Source organism: Flavobacterium sp. MAHUQ-57 (assembly GCF_051908335.1).
Lineage (GTDB): Bacteria > Bacteroidota > Bacteroidia > Flavobacteriales > Flavobacteriaceae > Flavobacterium.
This window is the reverse complement of the sequence record NZ_JBPZTE010000007.1, coordinates 1,251,683-1,266,207: the sequence shown is the minus strand read 5'-3', so window position 1 is coordinate 1,266,207 and position 14,525 is coordinate 1,251,683. Positions and strand designations below refer to the sequence as shown.

16 protein-coding genes are annotated in these 14,525 nt (G+C 35.5%); 10 read left to right on the top strand and 6 right to left on the bottom strand.

Translation table 11 applies throughout. The features are described 5' to 3' along the window. The first annotated feature begins 4 nt into the window (after window positions 1–4). Genes ACS8MM_RS13740 through ACS8MM_RS13730 form a run of 3 tightly spaced genes read left to right on the top strand, consistent with a single transcriptional unit; the run spans window position 5 to window position 3,311 of the window. Window positions 5–376 (top strand): hypothetical protein, encoded by a 372-nt coding sequence (locus tag ACS8MM_RS13740; protein WP_379717897.1) that lies wholly within the window; start codon window positions 5–7, stop codon window positions 374–376. Beyond that, on the top strand, window positions 363–2,417 hold the full coding sequence (locus ACS8MM_RS13735; protein WP_379717895.1) for a hypothetical protein: 2,055 nt from the start codon (window positions 363–365) through the stop codon (window positions 2,415–2,417). Before ACS8MM_RS13740 ends, ACS8MM_RS13735 begins: the two co-directional genes overlap by 14 nt. Window positions 2,418–2,423: 6 nt before the next feature. Continuing rightward, window positions 2,424–3,311: a hypothetical protein gene (locus tag ACS8MM_RS13730; RefSeq protein WP_379717893.1), complete on the top strand. Its 888-nt coding sequence runs from the start codon at window positions 2,424–2,426 to the stop codon at window positions 3,309–3,311. 126 nt (window positions 3,312–3,437) lie between these two features. Here ACS8MM_RS13730 and ACS8MM_RS13725 read toward each other — a convergent pair whose 3' ends face one another. Further along, the gene (locus ACS8MM_RS13725) at window positions 3,438–3,734 is read right to left on the bottom strand and encodes a hypothetical protein (protein ID WP_379717891.1); all 297 of its coding nucleotides are present in this window, start codon (window positions 3,732–3,734) and stop codon (window positions 3,438–3,440) included. A 182-nt stretch (window positions 3,735–3,916) separates the two neighbouring features. Here ACS8MM_RS13725 and ACS8MM_RS13720 point away from each other — a divergent pair, with 182 nt between their 5' ends. The 4 genes from ACS8MM_RS13720 (at window position 3,917) to ACS8MM_RS13705 (ending at window position 6,883) form a co-directional block, all read left to right on the top strand. Continuing rightward, entirely contained in the window at window positions 3,917–4,789 is an 873-nt protein-coding gene (locus ACS8MM_RS13720) for a hypothetical protein (RefSeq protein ID WP_379717889.1), read from the top strand. Window positions 4,790–5,105: 316 nt separating this feature from the next. Beyond that, window positions 5,106–5,519: a hypothetical protein gene (locus ACS8MM_RS13715; RefSeq protein WP_379717887.1), complete on the top strand. Its 414-nt coding sequence runs from the start codon at window positions 5,106–5,108 to the stop codon at window positions 5,517–5,519. A gap of 3 nt (window positions 5,520–5,522) precedes the next feature. After that, window positions 5,523–5,843 carry a hypothetical protein gene (locus ACS8MM_RS13710; protein ID WP_379717885.1) on the top strand — a complete coding sequence of 107 codons (321 nt, stop codon included), beginning with the start codon at window positions 5,523–5,525 and terminating at the stop codon, window positions 5,841–5,843. 2 nt (window positions 5,844–5,845) lie between these two features. Continuing rightward, window positions 5,846–6,883, top strand: a complete 1,038-nt coding sequence (locus tag ACS8MM_RS13705) for a patatin-like phospholipase family protein (RefSeq protein WP_379717883.1) — start codon at window positions 5,846–5,848, stop codon at window positions 6,881–6,883. Window positions 6,884–6,907: 24 nt separating this feature from the next. Here ACS8MM_RS13705 and ACS8MM_RS13700 read toward each other — a convergent pair whose 3' ends face one another. Together ACS8MM_RS13700 and ACS8MM_RS13695 are read right to left on the bottom strand one after the other, a co-directional pair. Further along, window positions 6,908–7,504: a hypothetical protein gene (locus ACS8MM_RS13700; protein ID WP_379717881.1), complete on the bottom strand. Its 597-nt coding sequence runs from the start codon at window positions 7,502–7,504 to the stop codon at window positions 6,908–6,910. A gap of 54 nt (window positions 7,505–7,558) precedes the next feature. Further along, the gene (locus ACS8MM_RS13695; protein ID WP_379717879.1) at window positions 7,559–8,968 is read right to left on the bottom strand and encodes a hypothetical protein; all 1,410 of its coding nucleotides are present in this window, start codon (window positions 8,966–8,968) and stop codon (window positions 7,559–7,561) included. 76 nt (window positions 8,969–9,044) lie between these two features. Between ACS8MM_RS13695 and rnpA the strand changes: the two genes are divergently transcribed. Beyond that, window positions 9,045–9,422 carry a ribonuclease P protein component gene (rnpA, locus tag ACS8MM_RS13690; RefSeq protein WP_379717877.1) on the top strand — a complete coding sequence of 126 codons (378 nt, stop codon included), beginning with the start codon at window positions 9,045–9,047 and terminating at the stop codon, window positions 9,420–9,422. Between the two features lie 109 nt (window positions 9,423–9,531). Here rnpA and pckA read toward each other — a convergent pair whose 3' ends face one another. Together pckA and ACS8MM_RS13680 are read right to left on the bottom strand one after the other, a co-directional pair. Beyond that, the gene (gene pckA / locus ACS8MM_RS13685; protein ID WP_379717875.1) at window positions 9,532–11,157 is read right to left on the bottom strand and encodes a phosphoenolpyruvate carboxykinase (ATP); all 1,626 of its coding nucleotides are present in this window, start codon (window positions 11,155–11,157) and stop codon (window positions 9,532–9,534) included. 68 nt (window positions 11,158–11,225) lie between these two features. Beyond that, on the bottom strand, window positions 11,226–11,612 hold the full coding sequence (locus tag ACS8MM_RS13680; protein ID WP_379717873.1) for a DUF423 domain-containing protein: 387 nt from the start codon (window positions 11,610–11,612) through the stop codon (window positions 11,226–11,228). A gap of 118 nt (window positions 11,613–11,730) precedes the next feature. Here ACS8MM_RS13680 and ACS8MM_RS13675 point away from each other — a divergent pair, with 118 nt between their 5' ends. Next, window positions 11,731–13,083 (top strand): saccharopine dehydrogenase family protein, encoded by a 1,353-nt coding sequence (locus ACS8MM_RS13675; RefSeq protein WP_379717871.1) that lies wholly within the window; start codon window positions 11,731–11,733, stop codon window positions 13,081–13,083. Between the two features lie 36 nt (window positions 13,084–13,119). On the opposite strand, the gene ACS8MM_RS13670 is transcribed toward ACS8MM_RS13675, so the two are convergent. Further along, window positions 13,120–13,725 (bottom strand): hypothetical protein, encoded by a 606-nt coding sequence (locus ACS8MM_RS13670; protein ID WP_379717869.1) that lies wholly within the window; start codon window positions 13,723–13,725, stop codon window positions 13,120–13,122. 269 nt (window positions 13,726–13,994) lie between these two features. Here ACS8MM_RS13670 and ACS8MM_RS13665 point away from each other — a divergent pair, with 269 nt between their 5' ends. Further along, window positions 13,995–14,465 carry an Lrp/AsnC family transcriptional regulator gene (locus ACS8MM_RS13665; protein ID WP_379717867.1) on the top strand — a complete coding sequence of 157 codons (471 nt, stop codon included), beginning with the start codon at window positions 13,995–13,997 and terminating at the stop codon, window positions 14,463–14,465. Window positions 14,466–14,525 lie beyond the last annotated feature (60 nt).

Genomic DNA, 14,525 nt, shown 5'->3' with positions numbered 1-14,525 from the left:
CCCTATGAGTACAATAAAAAGGGAGTTTATATGGCAGCACGATCAAGTGCTGCCGTATATTCTTCATGACTTAAAAGAAGAAATAGAAAAAATCACTCCAATAGAAAAAATTTACCTTTTTGGAAGCCGCGCCAGAAAACCATTCGAAGAATGGAATACACTGGAAGGCAAAGACTGGGACATCATCATACAAACAAAATACAAAATCATCAATACTGCAGTTTGGACTTCCGCAAGAAACTACCACATTGATTTGTTTGTGCTCAATGAAAATGATACAAACCGTCTTTTGAAAAGTTCCAAATGTTGCAAAGAACTTTATCCTAAATACGAATTGGAGGTAACCTTAAACACCGAGAAACATGGCAACAATTGATAGAATCGACTTATATACACTCAATTCCAATTCCCCATTAAATCATATCATCTATCCGGTTGTCAAAAAATTTGACGCCAACAAACACCGAATTCTTTTGCGAGTGGAAAATATAATTTATGATGTTTTGGATAATAATTCATCCAAAAAAATATACCTCCCAATGGATTCCAAAAAAGGATTCCAAAACGCCATGAGTTTTAGTAAGCCGGAATTGAAAACTGTCACCATTTATGCACAGTTGTACGATTATCAGAAGGATGTCATTTTAGACACCAAAAAACAGGATTTTACTGAAGCGTCCTTCTTCAAAATGTACAATAAGACTGGAGTAATCACATCCACCTTAGCCAACACTTTCAGCACCTACTGGAATAAAACACGCAGAGTCGAAAAAGTGGAAGGTCCTTTCACAACAGCTGAATGCACCACTTTGGCCACCGATATCAAAACGGATGTCAAATACTATTTTGCCGCAACTCCCAAACAGTTTTTAAGCCAAACGGAATTACTTCTTATGAAATGGCAATATCGTTATAACGACGGAGAGTTAACCGATTTCAATCATGACATTGAAAGCACATCAATAAATCAGAATGTGATGAGCTGTGTTTTTCACAAAAACCCTTTACACATTCAAGTTTATGCATTCTTTAAAGAACCAACTGATGCTGTATCGGTGGAATTTGATACGAACAATCAACAAACTGCTGCGCCAGTCAATGAAACACCAAATACACCAAATGCAAACAAGCCTGAAACAACAGTCGAATCACCTAAAGATTGCGTTTGCAAGGATTTGTATTGGGGAAATAAATTCACCTGCGAAGAGAGAAATAAAATTGTAGCAATTTCTAAAAGACTGAATTGTAATCCAAATTACCTGACTTCAGCAATGGCTCTAGAAACAGGGGGTACTTTTGACCCTTCGATTGTTAATAGTTTAGGTTATACTGGATTAATACAAATAGGTTCGGATGCTGCCAAAGACATAAACAGAAGGAAGGGCACTAAAGTAACAGCAGGAAAAACAGGTAATTTAAGGAAAATGTCAGTCCTTAAACAATTGACTTACGTCGAATATTACTTAGAACCCTTCAAAGGAAAATTAAACACCTTGGCCGATTTCTATTTAGCGATTCTAATGCCTGTAGATTGCGGGAAAGGAAATATACCGAATCATGTGGTTTTTGATAAATCCCTTACCTTGGATTACAAATCCAATGGAGAGGTTATAGAAAACACAAAATGGGTGAGAAAAAGAGGATACAAACAAAATCCTGCCTTTTTCAAAGAAGAAAGAGAGAAAGGAAAAACGTATGTTTGGGAAATCGCCAAAGTAATCCAAAAATGGTATGAAGAAGGTAAAAGTAATAAAGAAAATAAGTATGTTTGTAATGTTTTGAATGAAAATTCTGATACCGAAAACACAAAACCAGAAACAAAACCAGAAACAAAACCAGACACTAAAAGTGAAGCGTCTGAATCAGAAACAGTCAAAAATGGAAGTGTTTTAACTGAAATGAAAAAACTTGTCGACAAGCACATCCCTTACAGTCAAGATGGAATTAGGAATAAATTGAATGAAAAAGGACTTGCAGCATTGGATTGTTCCGAAACTGTAGCCATTTATCTGTATAAATTAGGTGTAATTAAAAAACCTATGGAACTATACACCGGAACTATGACAACTCAGAAAGATTTCAGAAACGCCATAGGAAACAATAATATTGATTTTGTTGAAAACAGCAATAAAAAAGATTTCAAACCTCAAAAAGGAGATATTTTTGTTTGGAGAAATTCAAAAGCAGGACACACTGGAATTGTTTATAATTATGACGAGAAAAAAGACCTGGTAACTATTTTGGAAGCCATTGGAAAAGTTGGGAGTGCTGATGAGTCAACTAATAAAAATAACGGAGGTTATTCCGGAAAAGGCTGCTCCAGAACCGCAGTCTATAAAAGATCTGGAAAGGCTTTAGCAAGTCACGATGGATGGAAAGGTTATTTCAGACCAAAAAACTATACTAATCAATTATAATTAACCATGAAAAGTAATTTCAGATGTTTACTTCTTTTGCTCTTTGTTTCACTCGCCAATTGTAAAGAAAATCAGGTGAAAGAAAACCAAGTTGACAATATTGCTGAGTCAAAAATTAATTTTGACGATTATTTAAAATGTTCAGAATATAGTCCGGATGATAAATATTTCTTAACGGCAGATTATGGCTGTTTATATGATCCAAAGGGAAAAAATCCAAAGGGAAATCTTGCCATTTATCTTATTCCAAAGGGAAATTTCAAAGCCAAAATTGACGATCAGTACCCTATAAACAAACTCAGCAATGACGAAATAAAGGGGAATTTCAAAATTCTATTGTTTCTTATCGAACCCAACCATTTGAATTACAACCCAAAAGGCGATCCCAATTATTACCAAAAGGATACTTACGAAGAAATTTGCTATACTTTTGATAATGATAAAAAAGAATGGATTAAACTGAGCTCATTTCACAAACAGAAAAATGATACTGAAGAAAAAAACATTCAATGGAGAGATCATTTGATTAATCAAAACCTTTCAATAACGGCTAAAGATACTGACAAAACAGATAAAAATCCTAAAAATTGGATCGGTAAGTATGAAGCTATTATTGAACTGGACAGGGCTGAAGGAACTTTTAAGCTCAACTACACTTTCTTATTTTCTAGTCCAGAAGAAATCAAATTACTTACAGTCATAAACGGAGAAAAAAGCGAGTATGAACTAAAAATTAAGGAAACAAAAGAAAGCGCTATCGTTCTTATTACTGAGGACGAATACGAGGACGAATACGAAATTGTTAAAGAAAATAATAAGTACTTCCTGACCGGAAAAGCCGCTTACCAAATAAATCCTCCCAATGAAAAATACGATCTTGAAAAAGTTAAATAGCTCCTGGGATAATTCTAAATTAACTCCCGATAGCGCGGATTTGCACTCGAGCGTAGCGACAGCCGAAGGAATCCGTGCTCATTAAAACAAAAAAACCTTGCAACTAACAATTGCAAGGTTTTTTTATCATGAAATCTGTTTCAATATCTCCCGTTCCGAATGCCGTACCAAAAGCTTGAATTTCTCATACCATTCCTTCCAGGCCTGCGCACTCATTTCCCGAGCTAAATCAGTCTCAAAAGCCGCCAATGACGCATAAGGCGATTCCAGTATAAATCGGTACCCTTCTCCCGTAAAATCGGTTAGAACTCTTCCTCCTGGAGGCAATGTAATCAAACCTGATTTAGTGGCTTCATCCACTAAGGCTTTGGCCTCTTTGAAACGGCCAAACTGCAAATAAAAAATTTCCCGGACTATAAACATGGTGCTAAAAATTAAGTGAACAAAAAAAGAATGGCAACCAAACGGCGCGAAATGTATCCGTAAATTTATGGATAAAAAACTTTAAATCAATGACTTAATTTAAATCAAGAAAAATAAAGTATTGCATCACGCAACCTTTTTCATTTTTATTTACTTAATCGTATAACCTTTAAACTATAAAAATGAAAAAAATCCTGACTTGTTTCATCACACTTATAATCGCTTCCTGTTCTTCCGAAGATTCCGGAAATCAAGAAAGTGAATTAATTTCCATATCCAGAAATTATTATTCTGGAAGAAGCCAACAGCCCTACTATTTCCATAAATTGAACTTTTGCAACAATAAACTAATGAACATTCAGGAAAAAAACGGTGACCACACTGATTTTGAATACAATGACCAAAACCTGGTTTCAAAATACCAGTCGTTCAACGCTAATCCCGATTTACAGGAAACCAGAACATACCAATATGATGAGCGGGGAAGAATAACAGCCATAGACCGGAAAACACAATATCAAAACCAACATTACACCACCAATTTTGAATTCATCTATGAGCCAAACCGAATAATGATATTCCAGGACGGTGAAGCGGTAAATGAACTGGGGCTAGACAAAAACTACAACATCATAACTAATAAATTACTATCAATAAACTTAAACTATCACACCGTTTTTTCATACACTAACGGTAACTTGATGCATTTTGAACCGAATACCGAAGTTTCTCCAAACCTGATTCCTTCAACATGTACCTATTCTTATACCAAACACAAAAACAATTTCAACTATCAAAAATACCTCTTCGGAAAGGAATGGAAAAAAAACGTTTGCCTTGATTATTTCACCGGAACCAATAACATTACACAACTCCTTGACACCACTTCTGATAATGCAATAGCTGAATCCCTTTTGACAATTGGACAAACTTGGCACAAAAATAAATACTCCTATTATTTTAAAAAAAACGGGGAAATACTGAAAGAAATAACCGAAACAACCTTAAGTTTTGGCCCGATTGTACGAACCGAACTGACCTACGAATACAAATAAATAAAATAATGTCTGTACAGCCAATTATAAAACGCTATTGGTCTGTATTGACGACTTGTTCATAAAACTTAGTTTTCAATAAGTTTAAAAGCTGCCTGAGGGTGGCTTTTTTTGTAATACCACTTACAACTTTGGCAACAAACAGTGAAAAGTAAATAGTAACTATTGCAAACCCTCTCAACCATAAAGAATCAATATAAATAAGATTATTTTCTTAATATATAATTGTAAATAAGATTATTTTCAATTATATTTGTATTGTAAATGCGAAGAACTGGTAAGAAAACCCAATATACTCTAAGAAAAAAATCACGTTATGAAAACATTATTTAAAATTACTGCCGTCTTTTTGATCCTTACCTCCTGCCAAATCACAAAAATAGCAGCATACGACAGTTACTCGCACCAAAAGACAGTGGCGTTAAAAGTCAGGACCTATCAACTAATTTCGAAATCACAGGAAAACTATGCAATCCATCAAACCGAAGCCACAGCTTTATTACTGGAACTGCAACAACAGTATGCCTACGAAAAAAGTAAACCCAACAATGCTATTACGGTTGCCATGTGGTCTAGAGTCATAGGAAGCGAAAAAACATTGCTGTCACAATTATTCGCGCTCTGGCATCAAAAAGAAAAACTCCATCCTGATTTTTCCAAAGAAGCCGCAAAACAAATCAACGAAACTTTCGATCAAATCATCACCCTTGAAACTCAAAAAATAAAATAAGCCATGCACACTCCTCCATTTATCGCCGAAATTAAAACAAATATTTTACTGTCATTTGACGAAAATCATCTAACTTTTCCTCCAAAAATTGAAAGGGAAATCAACCGCTATTTGGAACAGTCGGAAGATAAACTCAACAAATGGCAGGCGTTGTACCAAGAAGGTCTATTGTCTTTGGAAGAAATCGAATGGTTAATCATCAGCCAAAAGGAATTGATCAACCTCGAAGCCTTGAAAGAAGCAGGATTGAGCCAAATTAAAATCAATGCGATACAAAACAGTATCCTTAAAATTATTTTAAAATCGATTATTATTAGAATATAAACATGACTAAAAAAATCAGAATATTAAGTTTGGATGGCGGTGGTATCCGGGGAATTATCACCTGCGTCATCCTAAAATACATCGAGGAACAACTCCAGCGAATCGACAATCCCAATGCTAAAATTGGCGATTATTTCGATTTGGTGGCAGGTTCCAGCACGGGCGGACTCATCACTGCTCTTATACTCTTCCCGGACAATAATAAAAAAGCGAAATACTCCATCACCGAAGCGCTTGAATTGTATGCTAAAAAAGGGGATTCTATCTTCAATGTTTCGTTCTGGGAACGATTAATCAATCCTTTTGGTTTATTCAATGAAAAAATCTCCCAAAAGAACCTCGAAAAACAACTCGATGAGGTATTTGGTCAATTGGAGCTTAAAGACCTTATAAAACCCTGTTTAATTACGTCATACGACATTAGTTCGCGCAAAGCCAAGTTCTTCTGTAGCCATGAAGCAAACGCACCTTTGGAAAATTTCTACATCAAGGATGTTTGTCGAGCAACCAGCGCCGCGCCAACCTACTTTGAACCTGCCAAAATCAAATCGCTTTACGGCCAGGAATACACTTTCGTTGATGGCGGTGTCTACGCCAACAATCCTGCAATGTGTGCTTATGCTGAAGCTAGAAAAATTCCGTTTTCGAAAAAAATACAGGAAAGTGACAAACCCGACTACCCGAGTATCAAAGACATGATCATAGTTTCCATTGGAACCGGACAGGTATTAAAACCTTACTCTTTTAAAGAATTTGAAAATGCCGGAAAAATCAAATGGGTGTCTCCGTTAATTGATATCTTACTAACCGCCAATGCCGAAACCGTAGACTATTACCTCACCAAAATGGCACAGACTTTAGGGCCAAGAAACCGTAAAAACTATTACCGTATCATGCCAGATCTAAAAAATGCTTCTTCGGAAATGGATGATACTTCCAAAATGAATATTTACGAACTCATTCAAGCAGGCTTGTTTTATATCGATAACAACAGAGAACAACTCAATGAAATCGCAAAGAAACTGGTTAAAAACAAATAAGAGGCTCAATTGAGCCTCTTATTTTTAAAGTAATTTAATACCTCTGATCGTATAAAATACGCGGTACGTGTTTGTTTTGTTATCGAAGAAAGTCTCTTCAGCAAAAGAAATTTCAACTTTATCGCCTTTGGCCACTTTGTTTTTCAATAGTAAAGAATCTCCTTCAAACTGTGTCAACCAAATGAAATCTCTAGACATATTGCTTTCATCTTTCAATTTGATGGTTTTAAATTCATTCGCAACTACGTCTTCAATTACTCCTGAAGCAGTAAAAGTAGAAGCTCCTCCATCTTCAAAAAGAGGCTTTCCTTCATCATCTTTCATGTTTTTAAAAACTTGAGGACATGTTAATGCCATCTCGATACCCACACCTTCAGCAATTTTTTCAATGGATTCCATTTTTTTGTTAGGGTTGATTCCCATGATTTTTTGCTCTTTCTCATCCAAAGTACCTACCGCTTCGAAAATACAAAGCCCTAATTCCATATCACCGATATTAGGTCCTTTCTTAATGGAACAATCACACGTTTTCTCTGCTAATTTTTTATAGATAGCGTCTTTCTTTTGAGCTGAAACAGTTACAGATCCCATAACTGCTAATAAAAATAATATTTTTCTCATGTCAATTTTTTAGATGGTCGAAAGTAATTATAAATTCTAGAATAAAAAACTATTTTAAAGCTTTTCAAAAGATATGTTAATTGTTTTTGATTCTTTATCCATGTACATATATCTGAGTTCATTTTTCACAAAACCAAAAGAAAGTTTCTTTTTCCCTTGATCATCTTTATACTTATCAGTGTATTTTTCTCTTTTTATTTCTGGAAAAACCGTTTCTTCTGTAGCCGATTCCATAAGATTGAGATTGGGGTCAATTACAATTTGTATCGATTCGTCTTTTGTTTCTTCATTATAAAAATAACTGTCCTTTTCTTCATCATGTAAACCTGGACCAAATCCTCTGCCTGGCATCATATTCCTGTTCATGTCAATCATCTGCTGACGGAACATCTGTTGATGAAACATCTGTTGTTGAAAAAACCAATGGTGGAGCCACCAATTATTATAATAGGTATATGTATTGGCGTCTACATTATCCAGGCGCAATACATAATTCCCCTTTGCACCTTTATTTGCAGTAAGGGTTGATTTAAAATTTACTTTCGAAGATATTTTAAGAAATTGCTTTAGTTTGACAGCATCTACAAACTGCGAAAAGGAAAAGTGCTTTAAGGCTTTTAATGTGGTAATATCATAAACAGAAACGATGGCATCTTCTTTCAGAGTGCCCAATATTGCAATCTTATCATCGAAAACAAAATTCGAAAAATCCCTTATGGAAGTAGCCGCTTTGGCAATCGACAACTTGTTATGCGTAAGAGAAGCTGTTTTTAAATCAAACTTCAATAGCTCTATTTCTTTATTTTCGTCTTCATAAGTCACAATATAGTTTTCTCCAATAAGATAACTTTTTGCTTTGGCAATTGAACCATTTCTCACAAATTCATTCTGGTTCACGGCATCAGGCGATGCGTTAACAATTGTTTTAAATAACTTTAAATCTTCTGCCGGAACTTCTATTTTTTGGGTCGCAATGTTCGAAGAGTTTGTTATCTCTTTAACTGAAACTCCACTTTTCTTGTCAAGAAAAATTAAAGTTGTTTTATCGTTAGATCTAAAAACATTGTTGGGTCTCTCATCAGTTTTTAAATAAGATTTCACACTCTGCCCAGTTTTCAAATCAAAATCTAAAATACATAACAATTTTCCTTCTTCATCATAATTCACAAGAGTAACTAAATTATTATTCAGATGGTGTGATAATAATGCTAATTTCTGAACATATCCGAAAACTTCGCATTTCAAAACCTTACTGTCAGCATCCACCAAAAAAGGAGTATAAAAATACCTGTTGTCACCACTTTTCTTAGTGATGGCAATATGCATGGTCATATCAGAATGGAATTCAATGGTTTGGGTTGCTTCTAGTTTTTCATTCTTTTCCAATTTCAATTGAAATATTTCATTGGAAAAACTCAGCACAGAACTCAATAAAGCCAGTGTTGTAATAATTATTTTATTCATATGGGGTAATTTTTTTGTAAAACTACAACATAAACTTAGAATTTATATATTGATCAGATTATTTACCTTTGCGGTAATGAAAAACACTTACCCCAAACACGAAAAGCTGAAAAGCAAAAACACGATCGACTTACTTTTCTCGGAAGGAAAGTCGGTATCAAAATATCCTTTGCGTTTGGTGTATGCGGCAACTCCACTAGAAGACGGTGCCAAAATTAAGATGGGCGTATCCGTATCTAAAAAACATTTCAAAAAGGCAGTAGATCGAAATTATTACAAACGTGTCTTACGTGAAACGTATCGCTTGAATAAACAAATCATTATAGAGAATTTGGACCAATCGTATGCCGTCATGTTTTTTTATCAAACCAAAGACCGATTGACCTACCAGGAAATCAATGAAAAAACAATCCTCTTATTCGAAAAATTTATTGCGGAAATCAAAAAGGAATAACGTTGAGGTTCGCAATCGATTCCTTTATCCTAAAACTAAAGAAGTAGTATAAAAACAAAAAAGAGTTGCCTTATGAGCAACTCTTTTTCTAACAATAATAATAACCGTATTATAATTGCGGTCCAGCTTTAACTAAGCTTTGACCTTCTTCATTGTCAGTATATTGAACGAAGTTCTTAATAAATCTTCCAGCAAGATCTTCTGCTTTTGCATTCCATTCAGCAGCATCTGCATAGGTATTTCTCGGGTCTAGAATGTTAGTGTCTACGTTCGGTAATGCAGTCGGTACATTAAAATTGAATACCGGTACAATAGCTGATTCTGCATTTTCAATAGAACCATCCAAAATCGCATCGATAATCGCACGGGTATCTTTAATGGAAATACGTTTTCCAGTACCGTTCCAACCTGTATTTACCATATAGGCTTTTGCATTGTGCTCTTCCATTTTCTTCACTAACTCTTCACCATATTTGGTAGGGTGTAATGATAAAAACGCCTTACCGAAACATGCTGAGAAAGTAGGCTCTGGTTGCGTTACACCTCTTTCTGTTCCTGCTAATTTAGCTGTAAATCCAGACAAGAAATAGTATTTAGTTTGCTCTGGTGTCAATTTAGAAACCGGTGGCATTACACCAAAAGCATCTGCCGTTAGGAAGATTACTTTCGTAGCATGTCCCGCTTTCGATACCGGAGTCACAATATTATTAATGTGATGAATTGGGTAAGAAACTCGTGTATTTTGTGTTACCGAACCATCTTTGAAATCAATTTTACCATTCGCATCAACCGTTACGTTTTCTAGCAACGCATCTTTTTTAATGGCTCCGTAAATATCAGGCTCGTTTTCTTTACTTAAATCAATTGTTTTCGCATAACAACCACCTTCAAAGTTGAAGACACCATCATTGTCCCATCCGTGCTCATCGTCACCAATCAATTCACGTTTAGGATCTGTTGATAAAGTCGTTTTTCCTGTACCAGATAATCCGAAGAATACTGCTACATCACCATCTTTACCTTTATTTGCCGAACAGTGCATTGAAGCCATTCCTTGTAATGGCAAGTAATAGTTCATCATTGAGAACAATCCTTTTTTCATCTCACCACCGTACCAAGTACCACCAATCAATTGGATTTTTTCAGTAAGATTGAACGCAATATATACTTCCGAATTCAATCCGTGATTTTTAAAATCTGCAAACCCTTTTTTCGAAGCATTCATTACCACGAAATCAGGCTCACCATATGTTGCTAATTCAGCTTCTGTCGGACGGATGAACATGTTTTTAACGAAATGCGCCTGCCAAGCTACTTCAACAATAAAACGCACTTTCAAGCGGGTGTTTTCGTTAGCACCACAAAAAGTATCTACAACAAACAATCTCTTTTCAGACAATTGCGATACTGTGTTTTCTTTTAATGCATTCCACGTATCCGTAGAAATGGGTTTGTTATCGTTTACTGCTTTTTCAGAAGTCCACCAAATCGTGTTTTCTGTAACGGCATCTTTAACAATGTATTTGTCTTTAGGGGAACGACCAGTAAATTCTCCAGTCATTACATTTACAGCACCAAGCTCGGTTAACTGTCCTCTTTCAAATCCTTCTAAGTTAGGATTTAGTTCTTCCTGATATAATAGCTCGTATGAAGGATTATATACAATTTCTTTAACGCCTTTGATTCCGTACTTTTCCAACGAAATCGTTTTCGTAGTTGGGGTGTATGTTTCCATAAATTACTAGTTGTGTTGCACTATAATATTTGCGCAAAAGTATAAATTTATTTTTAATGCTTAACAGATTACGCTCTTTTTGTGATAATGTAATAGAAAAGCATTGACCATGAAAGGATTAACAATAATCCGCCAATAGGCGTAATCGGACCCAAGAACTTTAAATTCAAACCTGTTATTGCTGTTGTAGAAAGTAAGAAAATAGACACAGAGAAGAACAAAACGCCAAACAAGGTCAGTGTAAATACTATGTTTTTTTGTTCCGGTAAAATCAGTTGTGTGGTACCCAAAAACAACAAAAACAAAGCATGGTACATCATATAACGTACGCCTACTTCAAAAGAGTTCAATTGATCTGCATTCAATACTTTTTTTAAAGCATGCGCCCCAAAAGCACCCAATACAATCGAAACCATACCAAAAACCAAAGCGGTTAATACAATCTTCTTTTCCATTAAGATATTTTTCTTCAAAAATACGACAGGATCATTAATTTATTTGCTTTTCTAACAACAATACTTTCATAAATATAACATTTTGCTACTTTTGTGTGATTTTTTATAGCAACCAACCATGAGAAACGTATTAATTATTGGAGCAGGACGCTCGGCGTCGTCGCTTATTAAATATCTTTTAGAGAAGTCGGAAAGTGAAAACCTACATCTTACCATTGGCGATTTGTCACAAGAATTGGCCTTACGCAAAACAAACGGTCACAAAAATGCCACTGCCATTGCATTGGACATTAACAATGAATCACAACGTCAAGCCGAAATCCAAAAAGCCGATATCGTAATATCCATGCTTCCGGCTCATATGCATATTGAAGTAGCTAAAGATTGTATTACTTTCAAAAAACATATGGTCACTGCATCATACATCAGTGATGCCATGCAAAGTCTGGATGAAGCAGCCAAGGAAAACGGATTGGTTTTTATGAATGAAGTCGGTCTTGATCCAGGTATAGACCACATGAGCGCCATGAAAGTATTGGATGAAATCCGTGAACAAGGCGGAAAAATGATTTTATTCGAATCTTTCTGTGGCGGTTTAGTGGCTCCTGAATCTGACACTAACCTTTGGAATTATAAATTCACGTGGGCGCCACGAAATGTAGTACTGGCAGGACAAGGTGGTGCTGCGAAATTCATTCAGGAAGGTACTTACAAATACATCCCGTACAATAAATTATTCCGAAGAACAGAATTTCTTGAAGTGGATGGTTATGGCCGATTTGAAGGGTACGCCAATCGCGATTCGTTAAAATACAGAAGTGTGTATGGTTTAGACGATGCGTTAACCGTTTTCAGAGGAACCATTCGCCGTGTTGGCTATTCTAAAGCATGGGATATGTTCGTACAACTTGGAATGACTGATGATACGTATGTTATCGATGATTCTGAAAACATGAGCTACCGCGAATTCATCAACTTGTTCCTTCCCTATCATACCACGGATTCTGTGGAAATCAAATTACGCCACCAATTGAAAATCGATCAAGACGATGTAATGTGGGACAAATTAGTCGAATTGGACATCTTTAACCCGAATAAGACACTTGGCCTGAAGAATGCCACTCCAGCGCAAGCTCTCGAAAAAATCCTAACCGATTCGTGGACATTACAACCGAATGACAAAGATATGATTGTGATGTACCATAAATTTGGGTATGAAATCAATGGTCAAAGAAAACAAATAGATGCCACTATGGTGTGTATTGGCGATGATCAAACCTATACAGCCATGGCCAAAACAGTAGGTTTACCGGTAGCAATGGCAACTCTGCAAATCCTCAATGGAACAATTAAAACTCCGGGTGTACAACTGCCAATCAAAAAAGAAGTATACCAAACTATTCTGGATGAATTGGAAGACTATGGTGTCGTTTTCCACGAAAAAGAAGTACCATACAAAGGATACAATTAATAAAAAAGCCTATTTCATTTGAAATAGGCTTTTCTTTTATGAGGCATTCAATGCTTTGCTATTCTTTTGCTTATTAATCTCATCTTGTAACAACCGACTTATTTTCTGTTCTCTTTCAATCGATTTCTGCTTGTAGTTTTGGTATTCTTCTTCCAATTCGGCTAAAACACTTTTTGAGTGCGCGGTAACTGCATTCGATTTTTTGTACCGTAACGCAAAAAACAACACCAAGGCTACCGACCCGAAAAGCAACAGTGCAAATGTCGTGGCAAAAACTTTCTGATTGAATTCAATGCCCAAAAAGGTAACTGTAGGACCAGCATTCGTATAGGTCGAAAGTGCAGCATTCAAACTTGTCATTTTTGCTTGTAAACTTTGAATTTGACTTTGCTGTTCAGACAGCGTGGTTTTGGAACTATTCAATTCCGTTTCAATTTTTGAAAGAGATCCCAACACATCCCGTTGTAAACTCTCAATCAATTTTCGCTTGACAATTTTTAAATCCTGATAACTCTCCGATTTTTGCAAGATATAGTCAAACTGAGTAGCAATGCGATTAGATGTGGCATTCTCCTGTCCGTGTGCCATTGCAATTCCTATAAAGGAAACCGCAAAAAGCAATAGTTTTTTTAGTGTATTCATTTCTTTTTGATTTGAAGATTAAACATAGTAGGTTGATAATGAAACGTTAACCTATTTCGTTTTATTGCTTTATTGCCAATTTTAACACAATTCACAACTTTCAATACTACATTATCAATTCAAACAAAATTTGTACTTTTAACTATCAAATTTTAAGTCATGAAAATAAATCACTTACAGATTGAAATTGACGATTTGATATTAAGAGGAGAATGTCCAGTGGACATTCGGTAAATATTTAATCATAAAATTGCTTTTAATTTATTCCTATGAAAATAAATCATCTACAAATAGAAATTGACGGTATAGATAAAGAGATTCTTCGCTACCTGATGGATGATGCTCGAAAACCCATTTTACAAATCGCCAACAAGATTGGTATTTCGGGGGCAGCCATTCATCAAAGACTACGCAAACTGGAAGAAGCCAAAGTAATTTCCGGTTCAAAATTTACGGTAAACAATAAAGTTTTGGGTTACAGCACCATGGCTTTTGTGGGAATTTATCTTGACAAGGCCGCACGTAATCCTGAAGCGGTGCGTGAGTTGAAAAAAATTCCCGAAGTATTGGAATGTCACTACACCACTGGAAATTGGAGTATTCTAATTAAAATCATTTGTAAGGACAATGAACATTTAATGAACTTGCTCAATACAAAAATTCAGGCAATTGAAGGTGTTTCCAGAACCGAAACCTTTATTTCCCTTGACCAACAAATTGAGAGACAAATACAATTGTAAAGTGTCCAAAAAAATCCCAAACTCCATTCTTGGAATTTGGGATTTGTATTCATATTTGTA

What these genes read in the sequence shown, in the direction of transcription:
- ACS8MM_RS13740 (WP_379717897.1), top strand. Translation starts at nt 5, where the DNA reads ATGAGTACAATAAAAAGGGAGTTTATATGGCAGCACGATCAAGTGCTG.
- ACS8MM_RS13735 (WP_379717895.1), top strand. Translation starts at nt 363, where the DNA reads ATGGCAACAATTGATAGAATCGACTTATATACACTCAATTCCAATTCC.
- ACS8MM_RS13730 (WP_379717893.1), top strand. Translation starts at nt 2,424, where the DNA reads ATGAAAAGTAATTTCAGATGTTTACTTCTTTTGCTCTTTGTTTCACTC.
- ACS8MM_RS13725 (WP_379717891.1), bottom strand. Translation starts at nt 3,734, where the DNA reads ATGTTTATAGTCCGGGAAATTTTTTATTTGCAGTTTGGCCGTTTCAAA.
- ACS8MM_RS13720 (WP_379717889.1), top strand. Translation starts at nt 3,917, where the DNA reads ATGAAAAAAATCCTGACTTGTTTCATCACACTTATAATCGCTTCCTGT.
- ACS8MM_RS13715 (WP_379717887.1), top strand. Translation starts at nt 5,106, where the DNA reads ATGAAAACATTATTTAAAATTACTGCCGTCTTTTTGATCCTTACCTCC.
- ACS8MM_RS13710 (WP_379717885.1), top strand. Translation starts at nt 5,523, where the DNA reads ATGCACACTCCTCCATTTATCGCCGAAATTAAAACAAATATTTTACTG.
- ACS8MM_RS13705 (WP_379717883.1), top strand. Translation starts at nt 5,846, where the DNA reads ATGACTAAAAAAATCAGAATATTAAGTTTGGATGGCGGTGGTATCCGG.
- ACS8MM_RS13700 (WP_379717881.1), bottom strand. Translation starts at nt 7,504, where the DNA reads ATGAGAAAAATATTATTTTTATTAGCAGTTATGGGATCTGTAACTGTT.
- ACS8MM_RS13695 (WP_379717879.1), bottom strand. Translation starts at nt 8,968, where the DNA reads ATGAATAAAATAATTATTACAACACTGGCTTTATTGAGTTCTGTGCTG.
- rnpA (WP_379717877.1), top strand. Translation starts at nt 9,045, where the DNA reads ATGAAAAACACTTACCCCAAACACGAAAAGCTGAAAAGCAAAAACACG.
- pckA (WP_379717875.1), bottom strand. Translation starts at nt 11,157, where the DNA reads ATGGAAACATACACCCCAACTACGAAAACGATTTCGTTGGAAAAGTAC.
- ACS8MM_RS13680 (WP_379717873.1), bottom strand. Translation starts at nt 11,612, where the DNA reads ATGGAAAAGAAGATTGTATTAACCGCTTTGGTTTTTGGTATGGTTTCG.
- ACS8MM_RS13675 (WP_379717871.1), top strand. Translation starts at nt 11,731, where the DNA reads ATGAGAAACGTATTAATTATTGGAGCAGGACGCTCGGCGTCGTCGCTT.
- ACS8MM_RS13670 (WP_379717869.1), bottom strand. Translation starts at nt 13,725, where the DNA reads ATGAATACACTAAAAAAACTATTGCTTTTTGCGGTTTCCTTTATAGGA.
- ACS8MM_RS13665 (WP_379717867.1), top strand. Translation starts at nt 13,995, where the DNA reads ATGAAAATAAATCATCTACAAATAGAAATTGACGGTATAGATAAAGAG.